31 protein-coding genes are annotated in these 26526 nt (G+C 69.2%); 17 read left to right on the top strand and 14 right to left on the bottom strand.

The window, feature by feature from the left end:
- Positions 1–23: 23 nt before the first annotated feature.
- Positions 24–1160, bottom strand: a complete 1137-nt coding sequence (serC, locus tag AOZ06_RS03255) for a phosphoserine transaminase (protein WP_054288041.1) — start codon at positions 1158–1160, stop codon at positions 24–26.
- 87 nt (positions 1161–1247) lie between these two features.
- Positions 1248–2606 (bottom strand): serine hydrolase domain-containing protein, encoded by a 1359-nt coding sequence (locus AOZ06_RS03250; protein WP_054296390.1) that lies wholly within the window; start codon positions 2604–2606, stop codon positions 1248–1250.
- A gap of 77 nt (positions 2607–2683) precedes the next feature.
- On the opposite strand from AOZ06_RS03250, the gene AOZ06_RS03245 reads away from it, so the two are divergent.
- Positions 2684–3277, top strand: a complete 594-nt coding sequence (locus AOZ06_RS03245; protein WP_054288040.1) for a DUF7711 family protein — start codon at positions 2684–2686, stop codon at positions 3275–3277.
- Here the strand turns inward: AOZ06_RS03245 and AOZ06_RS03240 are convergent.
- From AOZ06_RS03240 to AOZ06_RS03215, 6 genes are read right to left on the bottom strand one after another with little or no spacing between them, the layout of a single operon-like run.
- Positions 3247–3501, bottom strand: a complete 255-nt coding sequence (locus AOZ06_RS03240) for a hypothetical protein (RefSeq protein WP_054288039.1) — start codon at positions 3499–3501, stop codon at positions 3247–3249. The two genes, AOZ06_RS03245 and AOZ06_RS03240, sit on opposite strands and share 31 nt — an antisense overlap.
- 12 nt (positions 3502–3513) lie before the next feature.
- Positions 3514–4233, bottom strand: coding sequence for an MBL fold metallo-hydrolase (locus AOZ06_RS03235; RefSeq protein WP_054288038.1), 720 nt, complete (start codon positions 4231–4233; stop codon positions 3514–3516).
- A gap of 57 nt (positions 4234–4290) precedes the next feature.
- Positions 4291–5520, bottom strand: a complete 1230-nt coding sequence (locus tag AOZ06_RS03230; RefSeq protein ID WP_054288037.1) for an ABC transporter permease — start codon at positions 5518–5520, stop codon at positions 4291–4293.
- Complete coding sequence (locus tag AOZ06_RS03225) at positions 5517–6197, bottom strand: ABC transporter ATP-binding protein (RefSeq protein WP_054288036.1); 681 nt, start codon at positions 6195–6197, stop codon at positions 5517–5519. Before AOZ06_RS03225 ends, AOZ06_RS03230 begins: the two co-directional genes overlap by 4 nt.
- Complete coding sequence (locus tag AOZ06_RS03220) at positions 6194–7237, bottom strand: peptidoglycan-binding protein (protein WP_157232774.1); 1044 nt, start codon at positions 7235–7237, stop codon at positions 6194–6196. The genes AOZ06_RS03225 and AOZ06_RS03220 overlap by 4 nt, the downstream gene beginning before the upstream one ends.
- Positions 7238–7284: 47 nt before the next feature.
- A complete protein-coding gene (locus AOZ06_RS03215) occupies positions 7285–7824 on the bottom strand; it encodes a hypothetical protein (protein WP_054288034.1) in 540 nt (179 codons plus the stop codon).
- A gap of 139 nt (positions 7825–7963) precedes the next feature.
- Between AOZ06_RS03215 and AOZ06_RS03210 the strand changes: the two genes are divergently transcribed.
- The 3 genes from AOZ06_RS03210 to sepH all read left to right on the top strand — a co-directional run bounded on the left by AOZ06_RS03210 (position 7964) and on the right by sepH (position 11252).
- A complete protein-coding gene (locus AOZ06_RS03210; RefSeq protein ID WP_054288033.1) occupies positions 7964–8620 on the top strand; it encodes a response regulator transcription factor in 657 nt (218 codons plus the stop codon).
- The gene (locus AOZ06_RS03205; protein ID WP_063809951.1) at positions 8617–9915 is read left to right on the top strand and encodes a sensor histidine kinase; all 1299 of its coding nucleotides are present in this window, start codon (positions 8617–8619) and stop codon (positions 9913–9915) included. Before AOZ06_RS03210 ends, AOZ06_RS03205 begins: the two co-directional genes overlap by 4 nt.
- 254 nt (positions 9916–10169) lie before the next feature.
- On the top strand, positions 10170–11252 hold the full coding sequence (sepH, locus tag AOZ06_RS03200) for a septation protein SepH (RefSeq protein ID WP_054288032.1): 1083 nt from the start codon (positions 10170–10172) through the stop codon (positions 11250–11252).
- 52 nt (positions 11253–11304) lie between these two features.
- Here the strand turns inward: sepH and AOZ06_RS03195 are convergent, their stop codons facing one another.
- The 3 genes from AOZ06_RS03195 to AOZ06_RS03185 are packed head-to-tail and all read right to left on the bottom strand — an operon-like array spanning position 11305 to position 14527.
- Complete coding sequence (locus AOZ06_RS03195; protein ID WP_054288031.1) at positions 11305–12258, bottom strand: hypothetical protein; 954 nt, start codon at positions 12256–12258, stop codon at positions 11305–11307.
- Between the two features lie 5 nt (positions 12259–12263).
- Entirely contained in the window at positions 12264–12773 is a 510-nt protein-coding gene (locus AOZ06_RS03190) for a SigE family RNA polymerase sigma factor (protein WP_054288030.1), read from the bottom strand.
- Positions 12774–12832: 59 nt separating this feature from the next.
- On the bottom strand, positions 12833–14527 hold the full coding sequence (locus AOZ06_RS03185) for a hypothetical protein (RefSeq protein WP_054288029.1): 1695 nt from the start codon (positions 14525–14527) through the stop codon (positions 12833–12835).
- A 176-nt stretch (positions 14528–14703) separates the two neighbouring features.
- Here AOZ06_RS03185 and AOZ06_RS03180 point away from each other — a divergent pair, with 176 nt between their 5' ends.
- Positions 14704–16479 (top strand): ABC transporter ATP-binding protein, encoded by a 1776-nt coding sequence (locus AOZ06_RS03180; protein WP_054288028.1) that lies wholly within the window; start codon positions 14704–14706, stop codon positions 16477–16479.
- The gene (locus AOZ06_RS03175) at positions 16476–18296 is read left to right on the top strand and encodes an ABC transporter ATP-binding protein (protein WP_083471477.1); all 1821 of its coding nucleotides are present in this window, start codon (positions 16476–16478) and stop codon (positions 18294–18296) included. The genes AOZ06_RS03180 and AOZ06_RS03175 overlap by 4 nt, the downstream gene beginning before the upstream one ends.
- Before the next feature lie 113 nt (positions 18297–18409).
- On the opposite strand, the gene AOZ06_RS03170 is transcribed toward AOZ06_RS03175, so the two are convergent.
- Entirely contained in the window at positions 18410–18595 is a 186-nt protein-coding gene (locus tag AOZ06_RS03170; RefSeq protein WP_054288027.1) for a CsbD family protein, read from the bottom strand.
- A gap of 186 nt (positions 18596–18781) precedes the next feature.
- Here AOZ06_RS03170 and AOZ06_RS03165 point away from each other — a divergent pair, with 186 nt between their 5' ends.
- The 9 genes from AOZ06_RS03165 to AOZ06_RS03130 all read left to right on the top strand — a co-directional run bounded on the left by AOZ06_RS03165 (position 18782) and on the right by AOZ06_RS03130 (position 22813).
- A complete protein-coding gene (locus AOZ06_RS03165; RefSeq protein ID WP_218921925.1) occupies positions 18782–19339 on the top strand; it encodes an RNA polymerase sigma factor in 558 nt (185 codons plus the stop codon).
- On the top strand, positions 19330–19884 hold the full coding sequence (locus AOZ06_RS03160) for an anti-sigma factor family protein (RefSeq protein WP_054288025.1): 555 nt from the start codon (positions 19330–19332) through the stop codon (positions 19882–19884). The genes AOZ06_RS03165 and AOZ06_RS03160 overlap by 10 nt, the downstream gene beginning before the upstream one ends.
- Positions 19885–19898: 14 nt before the next feature.
- Positions 19899–20264, top strand: coding sequence for an Asp23/Gls24 family envelope stress response protein (locus AOZ06_RS03155; protein ID WP_236952057.1), 366 nt, complete (start codon positions 19899–19901; stop codon positions 20262–20264).
- On the top strand, positions 20261–20590 hold the full coding sequence (locus AOZ06_RS03150) for a hypothetical protein (RefSeq protein ID WP_054288023.1): 330 nt from the start codon (positions 20261–20263) through the stop codon (positions 20588–20590). The genes AOZ06_RS03155 and AOZ06_RS03150 overlap by 4 nt, the downstream gene beginning before the upstream one ends.
- An 87-nt stretch (positions 20591–20677) precedes the next feature.
- Entirely contained in the window at positions 20678–21163 is a 486-nt protein-coding gene (locus tag AOZ06_RS03145) for an Asp23/Gls24 family envelope stress response protein (protein ID WP_054288022.1), read from the top strand.
- 64 nt (positions 21164–21227) lie between these two features.
- On the top strand, positions 21228–21404 hold the full coding sequence (locus AOZ06_RS57565) for a hypothetical protein (protein ID WP_169798839.1): 177 nt from the start codon (positions 21228–21230) through the stop codon (positions 21402–21404).
- 1 nt (position 21405) lies between these two features.
- Entirely contained in the window at positions 21406–21729 is a 324-nt protein-coding gene (locus tag AOZ06_RS03140; RefSeq protein ID WP_054288021.1) for an Asp23/Gls24 family envelope stress response protein, read from the top strand.
- A complete protein-coding gene (locus tag AOZ06_RS03135) occupies positions 21726–22259 on the top strand; it encodes a DUF6286 domain-containing protein (protein WP_054288020.1) in 534 nt (177 codons plus the stop codon). The genes AOZ06_RS03140 and AOZ06_RS03135 overlap by 4 nt, the downstream gene beginning before the upstream one ends.
- Positions 22256–22813: an Asp23/Gls24 family envelope stress response protein gene (locus AOZ06_RS03130; protein ID WP_054288019.1), complete on the top strand. Its 558-nt coding sequence runs from the start codon at positions 22256–22258 to the stop codon at positions 22811–22813. The genes AOZ06_RS03135 and AOZ06_RS03130 overlap by 4 nt, the downstream gene beginning before the upstream one ends.
- Here the strand turns inward: AOZ06_RS03130 and AOZ06_RS03125 are convergent.
- Positions 22810–23391 (bottom strand): DUF2537 domain-containing protein, encoded by a 582-nt coding sequence (locus tag AOZ06_RS03125; RefSeq protein ID WP_054296388.1) that lies wholly within the window; start codon positions 23389–23391, stop codon positions 22810–22812. The genes AOZ06_RS03130 and AOZ06_RS03125 overlap by 4 nt on opposite strands.
- A gap of 8 nt (positions 23392–23399) precedes the next feature.
- Entirely contained in the window at positions 23400–24209 is an 810-nt protein-coding gene (locus AOZ06_RS03120) for a TrmH family RNA methyltransferase (RefSeq protein ID WP_054288018.1), read from the bottom strand.
- 191 nt (positions 24210–24400) lie between these two features.
- Here AOZ06_RS03120 and AOZ06_RS03115 point away from each other — a divergent pair, with 191 nt between their 5' ends.
- Positions 24401–25897 (top strand): glutamate-cysteine ligase family protein, encoded by a 1497-nt coding sequence (locus AOZ06_RS03115; protein WP_054288017.1) that lies wholly within the window; start codon positions 24401–24403, stop codon positions 25895–25897.
- Between the two features lie 9 nt (positions 25898–25906).
- Positions 25907–26503, top strand: coding sequence for a TetR/AcrR family transcriptional regulator (locus AOZ06_RS03110; RefSeq protein WP_054288016.1), 597 nt, complete (start codon positions 25907–25909; stop codon positions 26501–26503).
- Positions 26504–26526: the final 23 nt, after the last annotated feature.

Genomic DNA, 26526 nt, shown 5'->3' with positions numbered 1-26526 from the left:
GGCGTAACCACTCACGAGGGTTTTCAGGTGAGCTGGTCGACGACCCACTCGATGGAGGTCGTCAGGGCTGTCACGTCGTCCGGCTCGATGGCCGGGAACATCGCCACCCGCAGCTGGTTGCGGCCCAGCTTGCGGTACGGCTCGACGTCGACGATCCCGTTGGCGCGCAACGCCTTCGCCACCGCGGCGGCGTCCACCTCGTCGGCGAAGTCGATCGTGCCGACGACCTGCGAGCGGTCCGCCGGGTTCGCCACGTACGGAGTGGTGTACGAGGTCTTCTCGGCCCAGGTGTACAGCCGCGACGACGAGTCCGCGGTCCGGCCGGTCGACCAGGACAGCCCGCCGTTGCCGTTGATCCACTCGATCTGGTCGGCCAGCAGGAACAACGTCGCCACGGACGGCGTGTTGTACGTCTGGTCCTTCACCGAGTTGTCCAGCGCGGTCGGCAGCGACAGGAACTCAGGCACCCACCGGCCGCTCGCGCCGATCGAGTTGACCCGCTCCAGCGCCGCCGGGGACATCAGCGCGATCCACAGCCCGCCGTCGGAAGCGAAGTTCTTCTGCGGCGCGAAGTAGTAGACGTCGAAGTCCTCGGCCTTGACCGGCACACCACCTGCCGCACTGGTCGCGTCCACCGCGATCAGCGCGTCACCGGAACCCTGCGGCCGCACCACCGGCATGACCACACCGGTGGAGGTCTCGTTCTGCGCCCAGCCGACCAGGTCGGCGCCCTCGGCGTACGTGATCTCCGGCGCGGTTCCCGGCTCGGCCTTGACCACGATCGAGTCGGACAGGAACGGCGCGGTCTGGGTGACCTTGGCGAACTTCGCGGAGAACTCGCCGTTGGTGAAGTGCTGCGCCTTGTCGTTCACCAGGCCGAACGCGGCAGCGTCCCAGAACGCGGTCGTGCCACCGTTGCCGAGCACGACCTCGTAGCCGTCCGGCAGCGAGAACAGCTCGCGCAGGCCCGCGCGCACCCGGCCGACCAGGGACTTGACCGGCTTCTGGCGGTGCGACGTGCCCAGGTAGGCGGCACCCTCGGAAGCCAGGCGGGCCAGCTGCTCCGGCCGCACCTTGGACGGGCCGCAGCCGAAACGACCGTCGGACGGCTTGAGCTCGGCGGGCAACTGCAGCGTGGCGGGATCAACGGTCTGCGTCATGGCGCCTCTTTTGGATCTCATCTGGATCGAAACGAACTGCGGCGGTACCGGCGCCGTTGCCGGGAGGTAACCAGTTTGTCATGTGGCCTATCGGCGCGTACCCCACCCGTGAGGGTCGACACCCCCGGGGATCGGGCCTGCCGGGTCGTACGGCCTGCGGGTGAAGATGAACGTCGCCAGGTCCAAATGGGACACCGCACCGCTCGAGTCACGCACGATCTTGAGCGTTTCCCCAGCATAGTAGGCATCCAGCCCGACCCAGGTGCCGTCACCCGCCGGACGGAAACGAGACGCGCGACCAGCACCCTGCACCGGCACGAGTTCGAGCCACGCCTGGTCGAGCAGCCGCAACTGGTACACGGCAGGTCCCCAGTACCACACACCTGTGAGGTCCAGCAGGTCCTGGTTCACGGTTGTGGCCGGTGCCCACTCGGTCGGCAGCAACGGCTCGTGCTCGTCGGCGATTTTCATCAGATCGTATGAAAGTCCGACGATGCCGACCCCGGCCGTGCAGTTGGCGAGCACGAGCGCGCCCGTGCCACTGCCGGTGTCGGTCAGCGCGCACGCCAGGAACCCGGGCATCGACCCGGTGTGCCCGGCCATCCGCCGTCCGGAATCCCGCGTGACCTGCAGGCCGAGGCCGAAGCCCATCAGCCAGCTGTCCCCGTCGTCCACCATCACGGGCGTACGCATCTCAGCCACGGTGTCAGGGTGCAGCACATCGCCGGTGTCACCGGCGATCACACGCAACCAGCGCGAGAGGTCGTTAAGTGTCGACCAGAGCTGGCCGGCGGGAGCCATGGCACCGGCGTCGGGCGCGGGTTCGGGCAGCAGCACGTCAGCGTGCGGGTGCACGGCCCAGCCGAGCGCGTGTGGAGCTTCCGGGTGCGGCGTCGTCCGCGTCATCTCCAGTGGCGCGAGCAGTTCCGCCCGCGCCGCGTCCCACCAGCTCATGCCCCGGTAGCGGGAGACGAGCTCGCCGAGCACACCGAAGCCGACGTTGGAGTAGTGCAGCTTGCTCCCGGCGCGCAGCACGACCGACTCGGGACCGAGGCTGGCCTGCAACGCGGCCCAGTCCGAACCGGGTGAGCGCTCCCACCAACTGCCGGGCGACTCGGCGGTCAGCCCGGAAGTGTGCGACAGCAACTGGGCGATGGTGCGATCGCCGGCGACAGTGCCGGGCACGTGCTTGTCGAGTGAGTCGTTGAGGTCGAGTTTGCCCTCGTCACGCAACCGCATGACGAGCATGGCGATGAACGTCTTCGTGATCGATCCGATCCGGTACTGGGTGTCCGGACCGGGCAGCTCGCCGTCGACCCGGCCGCGCGCACCGGACCAGACCAGGCCGTCCCCGCGCACCACGGCTGCGACCAGGGAGGGGACACGACACGTGGCCTGCTCGTGCGCGACACGGCGAAGTAGGGCCAGCTCAGTGGAAGGCAGCATGTCGTGATTCTCGCTTGTCAGCACGGGAGAGCGCCCACGCCTAGGGCATCAACGCCACCTATGGGGAGAATGTCCGGATGAAGTGGACGAAAGCGTTCCAGCACGTCGAAGCCCTGGCGACCGCCTGCGACGGGGCGCGCAACCTGCCACTGGAAGTGACGGGCCTCTGGCTCCACGGCCGGTTTCTGGACGCGCGGACAGATTTGGACACAGTGGACGTGGCACTGACAGTGGACCTGCCGGAGGTGCCCTGGCTGTCGGCACCGCCCGGCGCGGCTCACTGGGCCAACGCGACCCGCCTGTCCCGCAACCCGTTCACGCCGGTGTGGCGGTCGGCGCGGACGCCCGTGAGCAACCACGCCGTGGTTCGGCCCATGCTGGTGTGGGACGCGTCCGACGGCGTGCGCGCCGACGCGTTGACCGCGCTCCGGGAGGACAACGCGGACTCGTTCCGGCTCGACGCACCGAGTCCCGCCCAGGCACGGGAGCGGCTCGACGCGGAGCTGGCGACCAGCCTGGCCGCCATGCGTTCGTGCACACGGGCTTACGCCGAGCAGCGCTGGAAGCCGGGCAAGCTGGAGCCGGTCGCGGACCAGCTCCACGCGGTGACCAACGGCTACCTGGATCTGCTCGACGCGCGTCAGGCGAGCGCTTCGTCCAACCAGTCCTGATAGTCGGCAGGGCCGTACAGGTAACGGCCCCGCCCGGCAGGCATGTCGGCCAGCACCAGGGAGCCGAGCGCGACCCAGAGCGGGGCGTGCTTGTCGTACCCAGCCGCCTCATCGGCGTACCTGGGCGTCGCCCAGGAGGCAGCCTCGACAGGGCTGACCTCCCCCGACACAAGCCCGGTCAGCAACCGCACGGCCTCAGCGAAGGTGGCGTCCAGATCGGTCACCCTCCGATTGTCCTAGATCACGCGCCGTTTGTGGTGTGATTTCACGGCTTCGCGCAACGCCGCACTCGCGTGCGCCACCACCGGTTCACCGTGCCCGAAGCAGGCGGTCGCCACGTCCAGCTCGGCGAGACGCTGGAAGTCGGCGAGCACCTGGTCCTCGTCCTGGTTGAACACGCCGAGCATGACGCCGTCCTGGTTGGCCACGGTGTCCCCGGTGAACAGCACGCCGTGTTCCGGCAGGTGGATCCCGACGCTGCCGGGTGTGTGGCCGGGCAGGTGCAGAACCACCGCCCCGCCACCGAAATCCAGCTCGTCGCCGTCGGCGAGCTCGACATCGACCGCACACGGCGGAGCGACCACGTCCGTCGCACCGAGCGAAGTCACGTGCTCCCAGATGGGCTTGTCGAACTCGGTCAGCACCGGGTCGGCCGCGCGAGCCAGGCCACGCACGACGTCAGCGTCCGCACTGTGCACGTGAACAGGCGCACCGTGCCAGGACCGCACATCGGCGGCCGACCCGTGGTGGTCGTGGTGGCCGTGGGTGATCACCACGCGGCGAATCGCCGACGTGTCGCGGCCGAGTTCCTTCGTCACCGCGTCGGCGATCACCCCGGCGCTGCCGGGAACACCGGTGTCGATCAGCGTGAACTCGTCGCCGTCCTGCCACAGGTAGGCCTGCCCGAACGGCAGCCGAAGCAAGTACAAGAACGGCCGCAAGGCCATGATCCCCATGCCCACCAAGGTAAGCCCGGGATCATGGCCGCGGCCACCCGTTCCGCTGACAGCGGATCACGCCAACGCGGACGTCGGCGTCAGCCGAGCCGCCCGCATGGCGGGATACGCACCGGCGATCGCGCCGACCAGAGCGGAGATCCCCACCCCGCCAACCAGTGCCAACGGCGGCAGCACAGCGGGCCAGCCCTGGCTGAGCGCGTACCCGGCCGTGACGCCGACGCCGATGACCACACCGACAATCCCGCCAAGGCCTGACAAAAGCACCGATTCGGCGAGGAACTGCCCGCGGATCTGCCGCCGGGTCGCCCCCAGCGCCCGCCGCAGCCCGATCTCCCTGCGGCGTTCCAGCACCGAGATGACCATCGTGTTGGCGACACCGACACCGCCGACGAGCAACGCGACACCACCCAACGCCAGGAACAACGCGCTGAACGACTGGTCGACGAGCTTCTGCGCGGCCAGCGCCTCGGACGGCAGCGAAACGTCGACCTCGTTCGGGTGTTCCGGGCTGACCGTCGCCGCCAGGATGCCGCGCACGGACTTCACCTGGGAGTCCTGCGCACGGGCGTACACCGTGGTCGGGTGGCCGTCGAAGCCGAGCCGCTCCTTGGCCGAATCCCAGCCGACCAGCACCGACCGCTCGATCTCCGGCGCCAGCGGCATCGCGTTGAGGATCCCCACCACGGAGAACCACTGGCCGCCGATCCACACCTGCGGCGGGGCCGCCGGGTCGACGCGGGAGATGCCGAGGCGGGTGGCGGCGACCGAACCGAGCACCACCCCGGGGAACTTCCCCGAAACGCCGTCCAGGAACTTTCCACTGTAGACGGACCCGTTCAGCACGCCGAGCAGATCCGGCCGCGCCGCGTACACGGCCAGGCCGGACGTCTCGTTCGCCGCGACCTGGTCGGTGCGCCGGACGGACGCCTTGATGTTCCCGGTCGCCGCGGCACCGGTCACCGGCCCGATCCGCTTGACCATCGGCACCGCGCTCTGCGGCAGCTTCGCGTCCTCGCCGAAGAACGTCTGGCCCGGCTTGGCCACCAGCAGGTTCGGCCCGAGCGCGGCGATCTGGTCGGCCAGCGCCTTGCTGCTCGACGCGGGAATGCTGACCACGGCGATCATCGCCGCGATCCCGATCGCGATACCCAGCGCCGACAACACAGCGCGCAGCGGACGCGTCCGCATTCCGTGTGCGCCAAGGCTGAGCACGTCCCGTGTACCGAGCCGCCGCGGTGACGGCAGCGGTTGCGCGTCCGGTGGCCGGTCGATCACCGCGGTCATGCGGCCACTCCCGTGTCCAGGCGCAACACGCCGTCACGCATCTCGATCCGGCGGGGCATCGACGCCGCGATGTCGTTGTCGTGCGTGATGATCACGATCGTGGTGCCCGCCGCGTTGAGCTGGTGCAGCAACGCGAGGATCCCCGAACCCGTGTTCGTGTCGAGGTTCCCGGTCGGCTCGTCGGCGAGCAGGATCGCCGGGCGGTTGACCACCGCCCGCGCGATCGCGACTCGTTGCCGTTCACCGCCCGACAACTCGTTCGGCAGGTGCCATGCCCGCTCGCCGAGACCGACCTGCTCCAGCGCGCCCATCGCGATCTTCTGCCTGCGCCGCGCGGAAACTCCCGCGTAAAGCAGCCCGGTCGCCACGTTCTCCACGGCGGGCAGGCCGTCGGTCAGGAAGAACTGCTGGAACACGAACCCGATCCACCGCGACCGCAACGCCGAGAGCCTGCGGTCGTTGAGCCGCGCCACGTCGTGCCCGCGCACCTCGACCCGGCCGGACGTGGGGGTGTCCAACGTGCCCATCAGCTGCAGCAGCGTCGACTTGCCCGACCCGGACGGGCCGACGATGGCGAGCAGCTCGCCGTCGTCGACCGACAGTGAGACGTCGCGAAGTGCCCGCACCCCACCGGGATACGTCTTCTCCGCGTTGCGGACAGCCAGAACCGGGGTCATGACGTGGTCACCACCCGCAGGCCTTCCCGCACGTCCGGCCCGCTCACCTCGACCTTGCCGTCGGCGTACAGCCCGGTCTTGACCGGGACCAGCCGCCGCGACGAGCCGTCGACGACCTCGAGCGCGTAACCGCCCTCGGCCAACGCGAGCAGCGCCCCGACCGGCACGGTCAGCACGCCCTTCTGGCTGTTCACGGTGAACCGGACGTCGACCGTGCTGCCGTCCGGCGCGGTGACCGCGCCTGCGTCGTCCAGCGAGATCGACACGTCGAACTTGGTGTCCCCAGGCTGGCCGGGCGCCGGGTTGTTGTCCGGCGGCGCCACCGTGACCTGCTTGACGGTCCCGGGCACCTGCTTGCCGCCGATGTTCACCGTGACCTTCGCGCCGGGTTTGGCGCTGTCGCGCTGCTCGGCCTTGATCTGCGCGGTCACCCCGCGGTTGCCGCCGGTGTACTTCAGCACGTCGGCCGTGGCCTGCGCGCCGAGCGACGCGACGACCGTGCTGACCCGGAACGAGTCGGGGGTCACCACGACGTCGCCGACCGCGATCGTGCCGTTCTGGTCGAGCTTGTTCGCCTTCTGCCACTTCTTGATCGCGTTCGCGGTGGCGGCGGTGAACTTCTCGTCCGGCGTGCCGAACCCGCCGTAGCCCAGTGCTTTGAGGTTCTCCTCGATCAGTTTGACGTCCGGGCCGTCGGTCACGCCCGGGCCGACCGGCCGGTACATCGGGATCCGGCCGTAGAACAGCGGCACCGGCTTGGCGTCCACCTGGTAGACGGATCTGCCGCGGTCGAGCACGTCGCCGATGGCGGGCAGACCGGTGATGGTGCCCTGCTTGCGCCCGGCCAGCGTGGTCTCGGCGCCGTAGCCGAGCTTGCCGCTCACGCTGCGCCGGTCGGCCAGGTCGGTCTTGGTCACCACGGCCGTCTCAGCCGGGGCCGGAGCCTGCGGCCCGGCGACGGCCTTGCCCGTGCCGATCTGCGTCAGCACGACCGCGACCCCGACACCGAGTGCGACGACCGTGGCTGACCCGGCGATCATCCAGCGAGCGCGACGCCGCCTGCGCAGCCGCTGTGGTCCTTGCTCGCTCAATTGCCGCCGCCCGTTCGGCCGCCCACCGCGACACCCAAGCCGCACTCCTTGAAGGCCTTGTCCATCTTCTCCTTGTCGCCGTTCGCCTCGAGGGTGATGCCCATGCCCGGGTTGTTCGGGTCGGGATCCGGCATGTTCACGCCGTGCTCACGCATGCACTTGGCCTGCTGGCGCTGCTTGTCCAGTTCCTCGGGTGACAGCGGCTTGGGCTTCCCGCCGTTGGGCAGGATCTTGTTGCACACCTCGCCGGCCTTTTCCATCTGCTGCACCTTGGACTCGTTGAACTCCATCGCTTCCGCAGAGCCGTCGGCCTTCGGTTCGGGCATGTCCACGCCCTGCTCACGCATGCATTTCCGGTAGTCCCGAAACCTGTCCTCGTCGGTCTTGCCGTCGTTGGCGCTGTTCTGCGCGGCGCCTTTGTCACCGCCGTTGTCGCCGAGCGACGCGACCTTGTCGCCGCCGTTGTCGCTGCTGCCGCACGCCGTCGCCAGCACGAGCAACCCGGTCACCGCGGCGAGCCGCCATTTGGCTCCCATGTGATCTCCTTTCGCCCGGCGGGCCCGGCCCCCGACAGCCCGGACCCGCCGGTGCCCATTTCTAGGCACCGGCCTGTTCGGACCCGCTAAGCGAAAGCGCTTATCTCGCGCTTAACCGCAGATCGGCGACACTGTCCGCATGCGAGTACTGGTCGTTGAGGACGAGCGGCTGCTCGCCGACGCCCTGGCCGAGGGACTGCGGCGGCTGTCCATGGCGGTGGACGTCTGCTACGACGGCGACGCGGCACTCGAACGCGTCCACGTGCACAGCTACGACGTCGTGGTCCTCGACCGCGACCTGCCGAAGGTGCACGGCGACGATGTGTGCCGATCGCTCGTGAACGCGGGTGGCGAGGCCAGGGTGTTGATGCTCACGGCCGCGGGCGACGTGACCGACCGGGTCGCGGGCCTGCGGCTGGGAGCCGACGACTACCTCACGAAACCGTTCTCCTTCGACGAACTGGTCGCCAGGGTGCAGGCGCTCGCGCGCCGCGCACGGCCCGCGCTGCCCCCGGTGCTCCAGCGTTCCGGCGTGACCCTGGACGTGCCACGCCACCAGGCGTCCCGCGAGGGCAGGCACCTGGCTCTCTCGCCGAAGGAGTTCGCCGTGCTCGAAGTGCTGATGCGGGCCGAAGGTGCCGTGGTGAGCGCCGAGGACCTGCTGGAGAAGGCGTGGGACGAGCACACGGACCCGTTCACCAACGCGGTCCGCGTGGCGGTGATGACCTTGCGGCGCAAACTCGGTGACCCACCGGTGATCGAGACGCTGCCCGGCGCGGGGTACCAGCTCCGATGAAGCGCTGGTCGGTCCGCACACGCCTGACGGTCATCTACGGCGTGGTGTTCATGGGCGTCGGCATCGTGCTCGTGGTGATCAACTACCTGCTGGTGCTGGGCCTGATCCCGCAGCCCGCGTCGTTCGCCACGACGATGTCGCCGACGTCCCTCTCCGGCGTCTACCCCGATGACGGCACCGGCATCGCGATCCAGCGGGTGCCCACGCCGGTCCAGCAGACCATCGAGGTCGCGGCGACCGACTACCGGGCGTCGACGTTGCAGAACCTGCTGCTGACCTCGGCGATCGCGCTGCTGGTCGCGGGCGCGATCGCGGTGTTCGCGTCCTGGTACATCGCCGGCCGGGTGCTGCGCCCGGTGCACACGATCACGGCGACCGCGCGCAGGCTCGGCGCGGAGAGCCTGGACCGGCGGATCCACCTGGACGGCCCGGACGACGAGCTGAAAGAGCTGGCCAAGACGTTCGACGGGATGCTCGACCGGCTGGCGTCGGCGTTCGACAGCCAGACCCGGTTCGTCGCCAACGCCTCGCACGAGCTGCGGACGCCGCTGGCCGTGCAGCGCACCCTCGTCGAAGTCGCCATGGCCGACCCGGCCGCCCCGCCCGAACTGCAGCGGCTCGGCACGCACCTGCTGGCCACCAACGAGCGCAGCGAGCGCCTGATCGAGGGTCTGCTGGTGCTCGCGCGCAGTGACCGCGGGCTGCGCGGCCGCGTTCCCGTACGCCTGGACGAGGTGGCCGAGACAGTGCTGGTCGGCTGCATCGGCATGGCCGACCAGCACAACGTGACGATCAAGAAGACCATCCGGCCGCGGACCGTCGCCGGTGACCCGGTGCTGCTCGAACGCCTGATCACCAATCTGGTGCACAACGCGATCCGCTACAACGTGGACGGCGGGTCGGTGACCGTCGAAGTGGGCAATTCGCCCGCGGTCCGCGTGGTCAACACGGGGCCCAAGGTGCCCGTCGACGCGCTGCCCGGGCTGTTCGAGCCGTTCCGCAGGCTGGAGCGGACGGCCACGTCCGGCGGCTCCGGGTTGGGCCTGTCGATCGTGCGTTCGGTGGTCAAGGCGCACGACGGGTCGATCGGCGTGGCGGCCCGGCCGTCCGGCGGACTGGACCTGCGGATCGACCTGCCGCCGTCGGCGGGCCCGGCCGACCTGGCCACTCCGCGGAACACCGTTACAGCGGGCCGATGCCCCCGAATCACGAACAGTGACAACGAAAATGATCATTGTCACCGGCGCAACCCACCGCACGTCAACGCACAAGCCGATGAACACACCGTGAAGTGACTGGTTGCCAAGGAGATCCACCGCACCCCGATTCGGCACCCACCGGCCACCGACCTTCGTCCAGCACGTGACCGAACTCGCTTTCCTCCCTTCTGCCCAACCAAAGTAGGAACTAAGGGAGTGCGATTTCGCTGTGGATGCGGGAAGATCGGTGGTGAGTATCTCGCTGAGGCGCGGCGCGCCTCCGCCGTCAAGCGGACGCGCCGTAATAACGTCACAAAGTCAGCGAGGTGAAGTCATTCGGGAGGCTTGAGGTGCGCGCGCTACGGGTTGTCGGGCTCGGAGAGGATGGCAGGACTGTCATCCTCGAAGACCCGATGCGTGGCGAGCGTTTCCAACTGCCGGCGGACGAGCGGCTGCGTGCGGCCGCCCGTGGCGACGTCACCAGACTCGGCCAGATCGAAATCGAGCTGGAGAGCCAGATGCGCCCACGTGAAATCCAGGCCCGCATCCGCGCGGGTGAGAACGTCGCACAGGTCGCCGAGGCGTCCGGCCTGCCCGAGGACAAGGTCGAACGGTTCGCCTACCCGGTCCTGCTCGAACGATCCCGCACGGCCGACCTGGCCCAGCGCGCCCACCCGGTCCGCGAGGACGGGCCGGACGTGCAGACGCTCGGCGAGATCTGCGCGCACGCCTTCGGCCTGCGCGGCCAGGAGTACTCGGAAGGCGTCTGGGACTCGTGGAAGAACGAGGAGAACAAGTGGGTCGTCCAGCTGCGCTGGACGGCGGGCCGCTCGGACAACCACGCCCACTGGTCCTTCCACCCCGGAGCACACGGCGGCACGGTCACCCCGCTCGACGACCACGCGCACGACCTGCTCGACCCGAACCCGAGCAGGTCGTTGCGGACTGTCCGGCCGGTGACCGAGCTGGCCAGGCAAGCGCTTGCGGTCGAGGCGCCGCAGCGTCCGCAGCCCGCGCAGGAGCCGGCGCACGCGGAGCCCGCGCCTGAGCCGGTGCCCCAGGCCCAGCCCGAGCCGGTGTACCAGCAGCCCGAGCCCGCTGCCGCACACGTGGCGCAGCCGGTGTACCAGCAGCCGGAACCGGAGCGGGCCCAGCCCGAGACCCAGTCCCCGCAGCCGCAGGCCGAGCCCGCGGCGCAGCAGCCGCCGGCCCCGGAACCGCAGCCGGTGGTGGAGCCGGCTCCGGCCGCCCAGCCGGAGCCCGCACCCGCGGCGGCGACGAAGCCGGTGCAGGAGGAGTTGGTCCCGGAGCCGGAGGCCAAGCCCGACGCGGCCAAGGACAAGCCGGCGCCCCGGCGCGGCAAGAAGAAGAACCACCCGGTGGTGCCCGCGTGGGAGGACGTCCTGCTCGGCGTCCGCTCCAACCGGGGCTAGCAGGCAAAACGCCAGTGGGGGTGTTCCAGCTGGAACACCCCCACCGGCGTGTTCAGCGCCAGACGCCCGACGGCCAGGTCCCGCGGTCGTTCACGTCGTCCACGAGCCGGACGCTCTCCGCCAGCCGCACGAGGTACTCGCCTTCGCCCTGCATGGCGTCGGTCGTGACCGCCAGCATGTAGCCCGGCACCACGTCCGGGATCTTGACCGCGTTCGGCTCGACCCAGGCCGGTCGGCCGCCGACGGTCGAAGGAGTCTGGATGGGCTTCTCCGTCGGCGCCAGCACCACCGAAACCGACGACGGTCCGGCCTGGGTCAGGTGGGTGAAGGACGCCGACGCCGTCGCCTGTCCCACGTGGGCTGAGATCGAGCGCACCGTCAGAGAGTCGTCGCGTGGCACGGTGAACGGCACCGACATCGGCTTGGCGGCGGGCCGCACTGCCTGCGCGATGTGGTGCAACCGGTCTTTGATGTCGGGGAACAGCGCGTCCGAGTGGACCGTCGCGTACCCCTCACCTGGCCACTTCCACATGAGGATGCCGAGGTCGTAGCCTGTCCAGTAGGCCTTCCCGCCGTTGACGTCCGGGGCGGCTTGGCGCTTCTCCGCATCGCCGGGAGCGACGCCAGGCCGGAGGACCTCGACGACCGCCGTACCTTCGCCGCCGTCGGTACGCCTCAGCACGACAACCTGGTAGGTGGGCGTGCTCATGTACGACTGCGGCGTGAACCCGCCAGGAGTACCCACCTCGACCAGCTGCTTGAACAAGTCGCCTTTGATGTTCGCGGGTGACACCTGCTCCGACAGGTTGCTGACCACCGTCGGCACACCGAGCGCGGCCAGCACCGCGAGGCTGGCGGCAGCGGCGACACCGGCGATCACCCGGCGCCTGCCGGTCCGGCGGCCCGCTTGCTTGGCCTTGGCGATGTCCACGCCGGTCCGGATGTCCGGTTCGACGGCACGCAACGGCGCGAGCAGTTGCCTGCCTTCGTCCTCGTCGTGGTTCATGCTCGTCACCTCCCACCCAACAGGTTCAACGTATGGTCACCCAGCTGTTTTCGGAGCGCGGCCAGCCCGTGCGAGGTCTGGCTCTTGACGTTTCCCGCGGAGCAGTGCAACGCACCTGCGACCTCGGCGACCGACATGTCGTAGAGGAAGCGGAGCACCAGGACGGCCCGCTGCTTGGGCGGCACCCGGCGTAACGCGGCGTGCAGGACCTGGCTGGTCTCCACGTCCGGCCCGGATTGGGACGCCTCCGGCATCTCGTCGACCACGCGCGTGCGGGAGAACCAGCCGGTGCGCTGCTCGTTGAGGAATGTCCGGACGACGATCGTGCGTACGTAGGCGTCGAGGTTGTCGGCGGCGCGGGCCTTGCGCCAATGCACGTACAACCTGGTGATCGCGTTCTGCACGATGTCGTCGGCACGATGGTTGTCCCCGCAGAGCAGGTAGGCGATCCTGCGCAACGCGGGCAGTCGGGCCGTCACGTACTCGGTGTAATGCTCTTCGTCTGACGCTCGCACAGCCCACCCCCTTCGCCTGGAGGACAGTGCTGACAGCGAAATCGGTTGTGTGACCCCAGTCACATCGACCATGTCCAGACCCCTCCACGGTAGCTACCGGGACCGAACAGCGCCTCGCACGCTTCGCGCAGTTCGTCCTGTCGTTGATGTGGGGCGAGCACGACCACGCCCGCTCGCCAGAACCGCAGGTCGGCCTCGGCCTGCCGGCGCTGGGCCTGCCCGACCACGCGCCGCTCACCTCGGGCGATCGCGTCGAACAACTCCGAGGTGGGCCGCCGCACCGCGCCGTAGTGGCCTTCGCGACCGCGGCCCGGCCCGACGAAATAGCCCTCGGCCAGCGGGAACCCCATGCCCGCTTCAGTCTGCCAGTGCAACGGCTCCGAGTTGCCGGGACTCGCCAGCGGCACCGTCACCACCGACCGCCCAGGCCCGGCGTGCTCGCGCCACATGCCCTCGGCGAAGTACGCGGGCACTTGGGGGCGTTGATGAGCAGGCAACGGCGTCGGCGTGATCGGCAGCAGCACCGCGACGAGCGTGCCGAACCACAACAGCCGCAACGGGATGTGCGTGGCGTTGGCCGCGAGTGTGATGATCCGCTGGCACGCCATGGCGAGCAGGACCCCGATCACCGGGACGCACGCCATGCCGAACCGGGCGCCGAGCAACGAGTCGTACAGCGGCAACTGGGACAACGGCAGCCACGGCAACGGCAGCCAGATGTCCTCGCCGTTCACCTTCAGCAGCCAGCCGAGCGACAGCACGGCCATCGCCGCCGCGGTGATCACGAGCGCTCGGGCGGCCGCGACCTGCCACAGCCAGATCGCCAGGACGACCACCAGGATGACCAGCGGCCAGCCGAAGAACGCGTTCTCCTCGGTCGGGTTGATCGAGATCCGCCCCGCCACGTCGGGATCACCGGCGACGGAGTAGCTGCCGAACGCGGTCATCGAGGCCAGGTCGTTGCCGGCGCCGCCGTGTCCCATGCTGCTGTAGCTCTGCGGTCCGAAGAACTGCTGCCACAACGGGTAGGCCGCGATCGCGCCAGCCACCAGCCCCGCGAAGCCGATGCCCTTGCACAGGTGCGCACTCAGCACCGACGGCCGGGCCAGGCCGTGGACGACCAGTGCGGTCGCGGCGATCAGCAACGGCTCCTCGCCGAGGAAGACCTGGTAGGCGACCAGCAGGCCGAGGATGAAACCGTTGCGCAGCAAGCTCTCCCCACGCGCCAGCCGGATCACCCGGGAAACGACGAACGGCAGCACGAACAACGCGGTGAAGTTCGGGTGTGCGGTGGCGTGCGTGATCATCGGCGGGGCGAACGCGCAGAACGCGCCGCCGATCGCCGCGCCGATCCGGCTGTCCACCAGGTGCCGGGAGATCATCAGGTACCACCCGGCGGCACTGCCCGCGACGCCACCGGTGAGCACGACGAGAAACGTCACGCCCGGGCCGAACAGCCAGGTGACCGGCGCGAGCGGGATGCCGAGTCCGAGCATCGACGTGTTGGCCATCATGTTCACGCCGAGCGGGAAGTTCTGCAGTGTGCTGGTCAGCGCGTCGCCGGGCGAGTGCGCGGCGACAGCGAAGAACCACTCGAACATGTTCTGGTCGTGGCCGCTGTTGGTCAGGTAGGCAGCCCCCAGATCTGTCCACATGCGACTGTAGAGCAGCACCGCGGCGAGCACGTAGCAACCGACGACGAACAAGTCCGTCGCGTGCGGCCGTACCCGCGGGGTCGTTCGGTCGAGAACCATCACGATCAGGGAGACACGGTCACGCGCCCAGTGGGTTGTACAGCTCGATCAGCCGCAAATTTGACCTCCAGTGAACTTGAGGTCGCAAGATGGCGGTGGTCCGGAAATTCGGGTGCGCCCTTCCGGCGTTGCTTTGTAACGTCAAAGGCTGGCATCGAGAAGTTTGGGGGCATGCGATGGAGGAGGCGGAGCAATCCGGCTCGGCCTATCGATCCGTCCGGCGCCTCGGCCCTTACGCGAGGCCGTGGCGCCGTTACCTGATCCTCGCGATGATCGCCACGATCTGCGCGATGGCTGCGGGCCTGACCATCCCGCTGATGATCCAGAGCATCCTGGACGGCCCGATCGCGCGGGGCGAGACGACCGGTCTGCTCTGGCCGGTCGCGGGCGTGGCGCTGTTCGGTCTCGCGGAGGCCGGGTTCTTCTACTGCCGCCGCAAGCTGCTCGCCCGGCCGACCACGCACATCGAGGCGAGGATGCGCCGTGACCTCTACGCGCACCTGCAGCGGCTGCCGGTGGCGTTCCACGACCGCTGGCAGTCCGGGCAACTGCTTTCCCGAGCGGTAGCGGACCTGTCCACTATCCGCGGTTTCTTCGCTTTCGTCGGGATCTTCCTCGTCGTCAACAGCCTGACCCTGATCGGCGGCCTGGTCGTGCTGTTCACGCTGGACTTCTGGCTCGGGCTGACGGTGCTCGTCTCCGCGCTGCCGCTGATCGCGATCTCCACGGTGTTCGAGCGCCGGTACAAGGTGGTCGCCCGGCTCGCGCAGGACCAGGACGGCGACCTGGCCACCACGGTCGAGGAGTCCGCGCTGGGTATCCGGGTGCTCAAGGCGTTCGGCCGCGGCCCGCACCTGGCACACCGTTTCCTGGCGCAGGCCAAGCTGTTGCGCGGCACGGAACTGCGCAAGGTGCGGATCCAGTCGCTGTTGTGGGGCGCGATCGTGCTGCTGCCGGAGATCGGCATCGCCGGGCAGCTGCTGGTCGGCACGTCCGGGATCGTCGACGGCACGATGACCGTCGGCACGCTGGTCGCCGCGGTGACCGTGGCGGCGTACCTGCGGTGGCCGACCGATTCGATCGGCTGGCTGCTGGCCGAGACCAACCAGACCGCCGCGGCTGCCGACCGCTACTTCGAAGCGCTGGACGCACCGGTCACCGTCGCCGACCCGCCCGACCCGAAGGCACCGGTGGCCCCGGCAGCGGGACTGCTGCGGTTCGAGAACGTCCACTTCAGACACGCCGAGGGTGGCGCGGAGATCCTGCGCGGGGTGGACCTCGAGGTCCGGCCGGGCGAGACCGTCGCGCTCGTCGGCGCGACCGGCTCGGGCAAGACCACCTTGACCGCGCTGGTTCCCCGGCTCGCCGACGTGACCGACGGACGGATCACCGTCGACGGCGTGAACATCGCCGAGATGCGGCTGGCGGACCTGCGCACGCTGGTGTCGATGGCGTTCGAGGAACCCGTGCTGTTCTCGGCCAGCGTGCGCGAGAACATCGCGCTGGGTTCGACGGACGCGACCGACGACCAGATCTGGGAGGCACTGCGGATCGCGCAGGCGGACAAGTTCGTCGAACTGCTGCCGTGGAGCCTGGACACCCGGATCGGCGAGCAGGGCCTGTCGTTGTCCGGCGGGCAGCGGCAACGGCTCGCGCTGGCCCGTGCCATCGTCGGCAAACCGGAGATCCTGGTACTGGACGACCCGCTGTCGGCTCTGGACGTGCACACCGAGGCCGAGGTGGAGCGCGCGCTGCGCGAAGTCCTGTCCGGCGTGACCGCGCTCGTCGTTGCGCACCGGCCGAGCACGGTCCAGCTCGCCGACCGGGTCGCGATGCTCGCCGACGGCCGGATCGCCGCTGTCGGGACGCATTCGGAACTGCTGGCAGGCAACCAGGCGTACCGGAAGCTGCTGTCCACATCGGAAGAGGAGACCGAGGGGGTGAGGGCGTGAGCGACGAGGATTCGTGGCGCGGTGTGGCCGCCGAGGAAGTGAACGACCTCGGCACCGCGGTCGGCGCCAAGCTGCAGGCCCGCTCCCGCGGGCTGCTCGGTTCGCTCATCCGCCCCCGCCTCTTGGTGTCGTCGGCGGCACTGGCGCTCGTGGTGCTGCAGAACCTCGCCTCGCTGGCAGGCCCGCTGCTGATCGCGGCGGCGATCGACCGGGGCATCCCGGCGGCGATCAACGGCGACACGTCCGTCCTCGCCTGGTGCATCGGCGGCTACGCGGCCAGCGCGGTGGCCAACTCCCTGCTGCTGATGGCGTTCCTGCGGCTGTCGGCCCGGATCAGCCAGAACGTGCTGCTCGACCTCAGAGCGCGGCTCTTCCGGCACGTGCAGCGGCTTTCCCTGTCGTTCCACGAGTCCTACACGTCCGGCAAGGTCATCTCCAGGCTGACCGCCGACATGGAGTCGATCGGCAAACTGTTCGAGGACAGCCTGGACAACATGTTCAACGCGGTGCTGTCGCTGGTCTTCATCGGCGCGCTGCTGCTGATCCTCGACGTACCACTGGCGTTGGTCGTGATGGCCGGGTTCGTCCCGCTGGTGCTTGCGCTGCGCTGGTTCCGCCGCACCTCAGGCCGCGCGTACAGGAGAACACGCGGCGCGATCGCCAAGGTGATCGTCCAGTTCGTCGAGACGATGAACGGGATCCGCGCGGTGCAGGCCTTCCGCAGGGAACACCGCAACGAATCGATCATGGAGACCGAGAACGCCAGTTACCGGGACGCGAACTACTCGGCGATCAACGCGGTCGCGGTCTTCGCGGCGAGCGTCCGGTTCATCGGCAACCTCTCGCTGGCGATCGTGCTGGGCGTCGGCGCGTGGCGGGTGACCGGTGGGAGCATGGAACTCGGCGTGCTGACCGCGTTCACCCTGTACCTGCGCCGCTTCTACGACCCGCTGGACGACCTGGCCCAGGTGGCGAACTCCTACGCGTCGGCGAGCGCGGCGCTGGAGAAGATCTCCGGGGTCCTCGAGGAGAAGCCGACGGTGCTCGAACCGGCGAACCCGAAGCCGCTGCCACCGGGCGGGGCGATCGAGTTCGACCAGGTGGAGTTCCGGTACAGCAAGGACAGCCCGGTGGTGCTGCCGAGGTTCGACCTGACCATCCCGGCAGGACAGACAGTGGCCCTGGTCGGCGCGACCGGAGCGGGCAAGTCCACGATCGCGAAGCTGGTCGCCCGCTTCTACGACCCCACAGCGGGGTCGGTGCGGCTGTCCGGAGTGGACCTGAGGGACGCGGCGGACGAGGACCTGCGCTCGAAAGTCGTGATGGTGACCCAGGAGAACTTCCTGTTCTCCGGGTCGGTGGCGGACAACATCGCCATCGGCAGACCGACGGCGACCCGTGGCGAGATCGAATCGGCGGCGGCAGCCGTCGGCGCCCACGAGTTCATCGCGGCCCTCCCGGACGGCTACGACACGGACGTCCGCAAGCGAGGCGGGAGGCTCTCCGCAGGTCAACGCCAGCTGGTCGCGTTCGCCCGGGCGTTGCTGGCCAACCCGGCAGTACTGGTACTCGACGAGGCGACATCCAGCCTGGACGTACCGGGAGAGCGAGCAGTGCAGGCGGCACTGGAAACGGTGCTGACCGACCGAACAGCACTGATCATCGCGCACAGGCTGTCAACCGTGCTGATCGCGGACCGGGTGCTGGTGGTGGAAGGCGGCCGGATAGTGGAGGACGGCTCCCCAGCGGACCTGGTGGCCGAAGGAAGGGGCGAGTTCGCGGCCCTGCACCGGGCCTGGTTGGAGTCACTGGCCTGAGCGGCGACGGAGTGCGGACGCGCTCCACGTGCACACCGCAGACGTAGCCACGACAGGAACGAGCAGGCGGGGCATCCCCCGAGGATGCCCCGCCTGCGTGTCCGAAACCGCCCCTACTTCGCCAGCTTGTTCTTGACCTTGTCGGCGATCCCGCCGACGGTGTCCTTGACGTCTTCGACAGCGTCCTGGAACTTCGCCTTGAGCTGGTCGGCCTTGCCTTCGTTGGCCAGCTCGTCGTCGCCGGTCGCCTTGCCCGCGACCTCCTTGGCCTTCCCGGTGATCTTGTCGTCCAGAGCCATGGCTTCCTCCCTGTCCTGCGGGGTCAACACCCGTATGGACCCCGGCGCGACACGACCGTCACGCCCGATCGGGGACTAATCCGGGTGACCGTGCTCACCCGACCTGATGATGGCAGTCGCGTGACGTTTCGGCGCGAACTGTGTCAGGGCATCTGAGAAGGCATGTCGGAGGAGGGACGCGGGAGGATGGTGACCCAGACAGAGGCCGACCTCGACGACGCCACGCTGGTGGCACGGTCGCGGGACGGGGACATGCAGTCCTACGAGGCTCTTGTGCGGCGCTACCAGGGGCCGATGTACCGGCTCGCGCTGCGGATGCTGGGCAGCACCAGCGACGCCGAGGACGCGGTCCAGGAGGTCTTCCTCACCGTGTGGCGGCGGCTGGCGCAACTGCAGGAGGACCGGGCCTTCGTCGGCTGGCTGTACCGGACCACCACCAACCGCTGTCTGAACGTGATCCGTGCACGGCGGCCACAAGCCGACGTCGAGCTGGACGAGCACGAGTCCACCAGCACACGGACACGGCCCGACCACGCGGCGGAGGTAAGCGAACAGATGACCGCACTGGGCCAGGCGCTGACCGGACTCACCCCGGAACAGCGAGCCTGCTGGCTGCTGAGAGAAGTGCACGGCCGGTCGTACGACGAGATCGCGCAGACGCTCGGCACCACCACGCAGGCGGTACGCGGGCGAATATCGCGTGCCCGCGCGCAACTGGCGGAGGTGATGGCGCCATGGCGATGAACGACGCGGACTACATGCTGCCGTGCGGCCGCGATGTGGAGACCGTGTGGGATCGGCTGACCATTGTGGACGCCGGGAACGCCGACGAGCACGACCGGTCCTGCCCGCACTGCCGTGCCGTGCGGGAGAGCCTGCGCGCGCTGCGCGCGGCGGTCGACGAGCTGGCGAGCGAGACGGTCGAGCCGCCGGCTGACCTGGTCGGGCGGATCATGTCGGCGGTCCGCGCGGACAGCAGGCGGCGGGACATGCTGCCGTTGCCGAGCCAGGACCCGAACGAAGCTCGCATCAGCGCACAGGCGATCGCCTCGGTGCTGCGGTTCGCCGCCGACACGGTCGAGGGAGTCCGGGCCCGCCGGTGCAAGGTCCGCCAATCCGACTCGGCGGACAGCGTCGAAGTGGAACTGAGCATCGCCGTCAGCTACCGCGGTCTGACCGCCGGGGCGTACGACCTCGTGCGCGAACGGGTGACGAGCGCGGTGTCGGCGCGGATCGGCGTCCGGCTGAGCAGGCTGGACATCGTCGTCGCCGATGTGTTTGACACGTGACAGAGGGAGTGTGCGTGTTCGAGAGCGTTGTATCGGGCTCGGTCGTCGCCGCGGTCGCGGTGAACGCGGCCAACGGCGTGTCCGGAGTGCGCGTGCAGCCCGGCCTGAGCGACCTCGCCGGCTCCGTCGCCCGGCTGGCCCGCCAGCGCGTGAAAGGCCTCGATCCAGCGCCGACCGAAGGGGTCAGGGTGCGGTTCGAGCCGGACGGCAGCGCGGCGATCGAGGTCAGCATCGCCATCTCCGGCCAGGACCAGGCCGCCGTGACCGCTCGGCTGGTCCAGGCCGCGGTCACCAAGGACGTCCGCACCGCCACCGGTCTCGCGGTCAGGTCGGTGCTGGTCTCCATCTTCGACATCGACGTACCCAGGCGGACACCGTGACAGCGAGGCAAGACCTGACCCGGGAGATCCTGGCCGCTCTGAGCAAAGTGGACGGTCTGCGGCCGTCGACGCCGTCGACCGTGTCCGCCGCGTCCTGGGTGCCGTGGGACTGGGACAGCCTGGCCGTCGAGATCGGCGAAGACCTTGTCCGCGTTCAGGTCGTTGCGACGAAACTGCCGCTGCCCGCGTTGCTCGGCAAGGCGAACGCCGTGATCCGCCCGGTGCTGGCCAGGACCGAGCTGGCGACCGCGCGACTGGAGATCGTGGTCACCGACGTCGACCGCACGGCGTTCAAACGCGACAGTCGTCACAGATCCGATGCGTGACGAACCGACCACACCCCGGGTCTATCCGATGTGCCAGTACGGGGCCGGATCCCAGCCCCTGAACAGACGAGACGGAGACGAACGACAATGACGAACTCCACCGCTGAGAAGACGACGCCGGGCCAGAAGACCCAGGGCTCTGAGCCGGGCAACGCACTGGCCAAGCGTTCGGGCGGCCTGGTCACCGAGGACGGCAGCACCACGATCGCCGACGTCGTCGTGCAGAAGATCGCGGGCCTCGCGACCCGTGAGGTCAACGGCGTGCACGCGCTCGGTGGCGGCACCGCGCGGATGCTCGGCGCGATCCGCGACCGGATCCCCGGTGCGTCGGCGAGCGTCGGCCAGGGCGTGTCGGTCGAGGTCGGCGAGAAGCAGGCCGCCGTCGACCTGGAAATCGTCGTCGAGTACGGCGTGCCGATCAGCGACCTGGCCAAGACCGTGCGCCGCAACGTGATCACCGCGATCGAGCAGATCACCGGCCTCGAGGTGGTCGAGGTCAACATCAACGTCAACGACATCAACCTGCCAGGCGAGGACGAGGACGGCGAACCCGAGACCAGCCGCGTTCAGTGAACGCGACCGGAGCCGCTGCCTTGCCACGCGAGGCAGCGGCTCCCTTCCCAGTAAGGAGAAATCCATGAGTGGCACGACATTGGGCCTGCTCACCGGGCTCGCTCTCGGTTTGGCCGCCGCGTTCGGCGGGTTCACCGCGTTCCTGCTGGTCGTCGTGTTCGGCGCGCTCGGCCTGCTCGCCGGCCGGGTCGCGGACGGCAAGCTGGACCTGGCACAACTGCTCGGCAGGGACAGGGACTGAGATGACGACCGCCCTGCCCGCACTCGTCGATCGCGGCCGGACCACCGTGGCCGACCGGGTTGTCTCCCGCGTCGCACAGGCAGCGGCCGCGGAGGACCAGGATGTGGTGTCGGCCAAGACGAACGCGCGCGTCAACGGGACGACGACCGCGCTCGAAGTCCGGGTCGGCCTGCGGTATCCCGCGCCGGTCGGCACCGCGACCGAGCGGTTGCGCGGTCATTTGATCGAACGGGTCGAACACCTGACCGGCATGTCGGTGTCGCAAGTGGACATCTCGGTCACGGCGCTGACGACCGATCGCAAGGAGCACCGGAGGGTCCAATGATCCGTAGGCCTCGCCGCGGCATTCCCGCCGTGCTGACCGCTGTCGTCCTGCTCGGCGTGTGCGTCGTCGTCGCCGTGTCGGTCGTCCAGCTGCTGCTCGACGAACCGCCGTTGATCAGCTACGACGCGGTGGCAGGCAGGATCCACCAGGCACAGTGGACTGACTTGGTGCCCGCGATCGCCGGTGGTGTGGTCGCGCTGGTGGGCCTGCTGCTGGTGCTGTCCGCTGTCGTTCCGGGCAAGTCGCGCATCCTCGTGCTCACGCCCGACGGGAGCACGACGGACGCCGCCATCTCCCGGACAAGCCTGCGTACGACGTTGCGCGACGCGGCCAAGGTCGACGGTGTCACCAACGCCGTGGTCACGGTGCGCCGTGGGCGTGTGCGCACGGTCGTGCGCACCGACCGGACCATCACCGACGGCCTCGCCGACGCCGTCCGGGCCGCCGTCGAGCAACGTCTCGGCCACATCGGCCTCGCCAGGCACCACGACGTCACCGTGAAGGTGAAGGCACCGAGGAGCACGCCATGAGCAGCCTCAACCGTCCGGCCAGGCTGAACCGGTCAGTGCTGGCCCTGTGCGGCCTGGTCCTGCTGGCCGCGGGTGGTTTCGCGGTCTTCGCGTACTTCATGCGCTGGTCCAGGCCGCTCGTGCCCGGCACCGCGCTGCCACCGACGTGGGTGCTGGTCGTGACGGCCGCAGCCGCGGTGATCATCGGCCTGCTGTGCGTCGGCTGGCTGGGCGCCCAGCTCAACCGCAAACCGAAGACGACGACATGGCGGCTGACCAGCCCGTCGCGGCGAGGTCGTACGACGCTGCCCGGCACTGTCGCCGTCCAGCCGTTCGCCGACGAGGTCCTCGGCTACCCCGAGGTCCGTTCCGTCGACGCTCGGGTGACCGGCAAACCCGCCTCGCCGTTGCTCGTGCTGCTGATCCGCGTCAACCAGGACGCCGAGCTCGCCGAGGTCCGGCGCCGGATCAACGACGACAGCCTGCCCCGGCTGCGCCAGGCGCTGGAACTGCCCGAACTCGCGGTCCGCACCGAGTTCCGCTGCACGGCCAAAGCCGGTCCGCGGATCCGCTAGAGCAGCACGAAAATCATCGCGATCCAGCCGAGCGCCAGGCCGGACGCGACTCCGAGCGCGACCCACCGCCAGATCAGCACCCGGCGTGCCAGCCAGATCGACGGCGCCAGCCCGGCGGTCACCACGACGTTCGCACCGAGCGCCAGGAACGCGCTGGTGTCGCTCAACGTGACCGCCAGCGTCAGCACGGCCGACACGGTCACCAGAGCCATCAGCGCGCTGACGGTCAGGCCGGTGAGCCACGGCGTCGGCTCCGGTTGCTTGGCCTGCCGCTGCGGCGCGGGTGCCGTCGGCACGGCGTCGACGAACAGGACTTCCCCGGTCAGCGGGTCGTGATACCGCACGGTGGTCTCGAGGACCGACGACAGCCGGTCCGCCAGCTGCATTCCGCGGCGCGAGACGAGCACGGCGGCGGAGGCGTCCTCCGGTGCGTCGGCGCGTTGCATCGCGGCGACGACCTGTGCCCATTCGTTCAGCGCGGTGACCAGCTCGTCCGGCACGTCGAGCACCCGGGGGTCGATCACCCCGTCATCCGGCGCGACGAGCTCGATCCGCTCGCCGTTCGTGCGCAGTTCCACCGGCACAGCTAACCAGCCCCTCGGTCGCCACGGCCCAGTGCGTAGAAGGCGACGGCACCGGCCGTGGCGATGTTCAGCGAATCCACGCCGCCCGACATGGGGATGCGCACAGCGTGGTCGGCCGCGGCGATCGCCTCGTCGGTCAGGCCAGGTCCTTCCGAGCCGAGCAGCACGGCGACCTTGCCGTCCGCCGTGACATCCGACAGCGGCAGGGAGTCCGCTCTCGGCGTCAGCGCGAGGACCTGGAAGTCGTTTTCCCGCAAGTACTTCAACGCGCCGGGCCACTCGGTCGCGGTGGTGAACGGCACCGCGAGCACGTGCCCCATGGAAACGCGCACACTGCGCCTGTACAACGGATCACTGCAGCCGGGCCCGAGCACGACACCGCCGAAACCGAGCGCGGCCACGTTGCGGAACAGCGAGCCGAGGTTCTCGTGGTCGCCGACGCCTTCCAGGACAACGAGCCGCTTCAGCCCGGCGAGGTCGGCCAGCTCCCACGGCCTGGCCCGGCCGGCGACGGCGAGCACCCCGCGGTTGAGGTGGAACCCGACGACCTCGGCCATCACGTCGGCTGATGTGACGTATGCGGGCATCGCACTGTCCACTTCGGTGTCCAGTTCGGCGATCCTGCGTTCGACACCCAGCAGCGCGCGCACCGGGTAAGGCGAGGCGAGCAGCCGCCGGACCACCACCACGCCTTCCGCGATGACCAGGCCCTTTCCGCCCGGCCGGTCCGGCCTGCGGTCGGCCGTGGTGAGGTCGCGGAAGTCGTCCAGTCTCGGATCGGCTGGGTCTGTTATCCGGATCACGTCGGCCACGCCGCCGATCTTCCCATGGTTGACACTCCCGCCTGACGGGAAACCCCTGCTGTGACCGATGGCCCTGCTACAGCGGAGCGTTATCCGCGGGTGACTGACAGCACCGATTTGGCCGCTAGCAATCCCGCTAGTTGTTGTGTCAACGTTGGATTTCCCGCTGGTGACGCCGAGCCGAGCGAAGGGGAGGCGGCATGGGAGTCCACGTGACGACCGAGGCCCGTACCCGTGAGGATCGTCAACGATACCGCCGGAAAATCAAGCGGTGCCTCGACGCGCTTGCCGCGATGCTCAACAGCGAAACGTTTGCATTCCACCGCAGGCACATGGGCCTGGAGATCGAGCTCAACCTCGTCGACGACCGGTTGTCCCCCGCGATGACCAACACCGTCGTGCTCGAGAAGATCAACGACCCGGATTTCACGCTGGAACTGGGTCAGCACAACCTCGAACTCAACGTGCGGCCGAGACCGCTGGACGGCAGTGGCGCGGTCGAGCTGGAGCAGGACATCAGGGCCTCGTTGACCAGAGCCAACTCCAAGGCCCACGACGCGGGCTCCGACCTGGTGATGATCGGCATCCTTCCCACAGTGCGGGAAGAACATTTCGACACGCGTTGGCTTTCGCCCAACGGCCGCTACCGCATGCTCAACGAGCGCATCTTCGCCGCACGCGGCGAGGAAATGCTGTTGAACATGGAAGGCGACCCGATGCCGGGCCAGGCGCAGGACCGGCTGCGCTGCTACGTCGAGTCGATCCTGCCCGAGGCCGCGTGCACGTCGGCGCAACTGCACCTGCAGGTCGCCCCCGAGGACTTCGCCGCGCACTGGAACGCGGCGCAATGCCTGGCCGGGCCGCAGGTCGCGCTCGGGGCCAACTCACCTTTCCTGCTGGGCAAGGCACTCTGGCACGAGACCAGGATCCCGCTCTTCGAGCAGGCGACCGACACCCGTTCGGAGGAGCTCAAGAACCAAGGTGTGCGACCGAGAGTGTGGTTCGGCGAGCGGTGGATCACCTCGATCTTCGACCTGTTCGAGGAGAACGTCCGGTACTTCCCCGGCCTGCTGCCCGAGATCGAGGACGAGGACCCGATGGCCGAGCTGGCCGAGGGCCGCGCGCCCACATTGCGGGAACTCCGGCTGCACAACGGAACCGTGTGGCGGTGGAACCGGCCGGTGTACGACGTGGTGGACGGCGCGCCGCACCTGCGCGTGGAGAACCGGGTGCTGCCCGCCGGGCCGACCGTCGTTGATCTGGTCGCGAACGCCGCGTTCTTCTACGGCGCCCAACGCGCACTGGTCAACGAGGACCGTCCACTCTGGACTCAGATGTCGTTCCAGGCGGCCGAGGAGAACATGTACTCGGCGGCGCGGCACGGGCTCGGCGCCCCGCTGTACTGGCCGGGCATCGGCTGGATCCCGCCGGACGAGCTCGTGTTGCGCAAGCTGCTTCCCATGGCGCACGAGGGTTTGCGCGACTGCGGCGTCTCGGACACCGCACGGGAGCGGTACCTCGACGTCATCGAGCAACGGTGCGTCGCCCGGCGCAACGGCGCTTCCTGGCAGCGGGAGACCGTGGCCAAGCTCGAGCAGCGCGGGATGAGCAGGGACCGGGCACTGGTCGGCATGCTGCGCGCGTACATCGAGTTGATGCACACCGGTGAGCCTGTGCACACGTGGCCCGTCGGCTAATCTGACAGGATGCCGAAAATCCTCGGCGAGTCGCTGGCCGAGCACCGCTCACAGGTACGGGCGAAGGTGTTCGACGCGATGCGCACGCTGCTGTACACGCGCGGATTCGACGCGATCACGTTGTCCGGTGTGGCCTCGGCCGCCGGGGTCGGCCGGACAGCGATCTACAACCACTTCCCCGACCGGGAGTCGCTGCTCGTCGCGTTCGTCGAGCACGAGACCGGGCAGTACGTGATCCGGTTGCGCGAGGCGCTCGGCGCGGTGTCCGACCCGGTCGAGGCGTTGTCGATCTTCGTCCGGATGCAGCTGCGGGTGCTCGCCGGACGGCACACACCGCCGGGCGCGAAGCTCAACGCGTTGCTCTCGCCGGAGGCGTACCAGCGGATGGCCGAGCACGTCGACCCGATCACGGCCGAGTTGCGCTCGGTCCTGACGTCGGGGATCGCGGCCGGGCAGATGATCGACGAGGACGTCGACGTGCTCATCACGATGATCACCGCGAGCCTGGCCTCGCGCGAAGTCGTCGACGCCGGGGCGGAACTGGACGACACGATCGAGACCGCTGTGCGCTTCATCCTGCGAGCCGTCGGAGTTAGGGTGGCCTAACCGAGGCGGATCGCCTATCCTTT

Source organism: Kibdelosporangium phytohabitans (genome assembly GCF_001302585.1).
Classification (GTDB): domain Bacteria; phylum Actinomycetota; class Actinomycetes; order Mycobacteriales; family Pseudonocardiaceae; genus Kibdelosporangium; species Kibdelosporangium phytohabitans.
The sequence above is the reverse complement of the archived record's forward strand: the minus strand, read 5'-3'. Positions and strand labels throughout refer to the sequence as shown.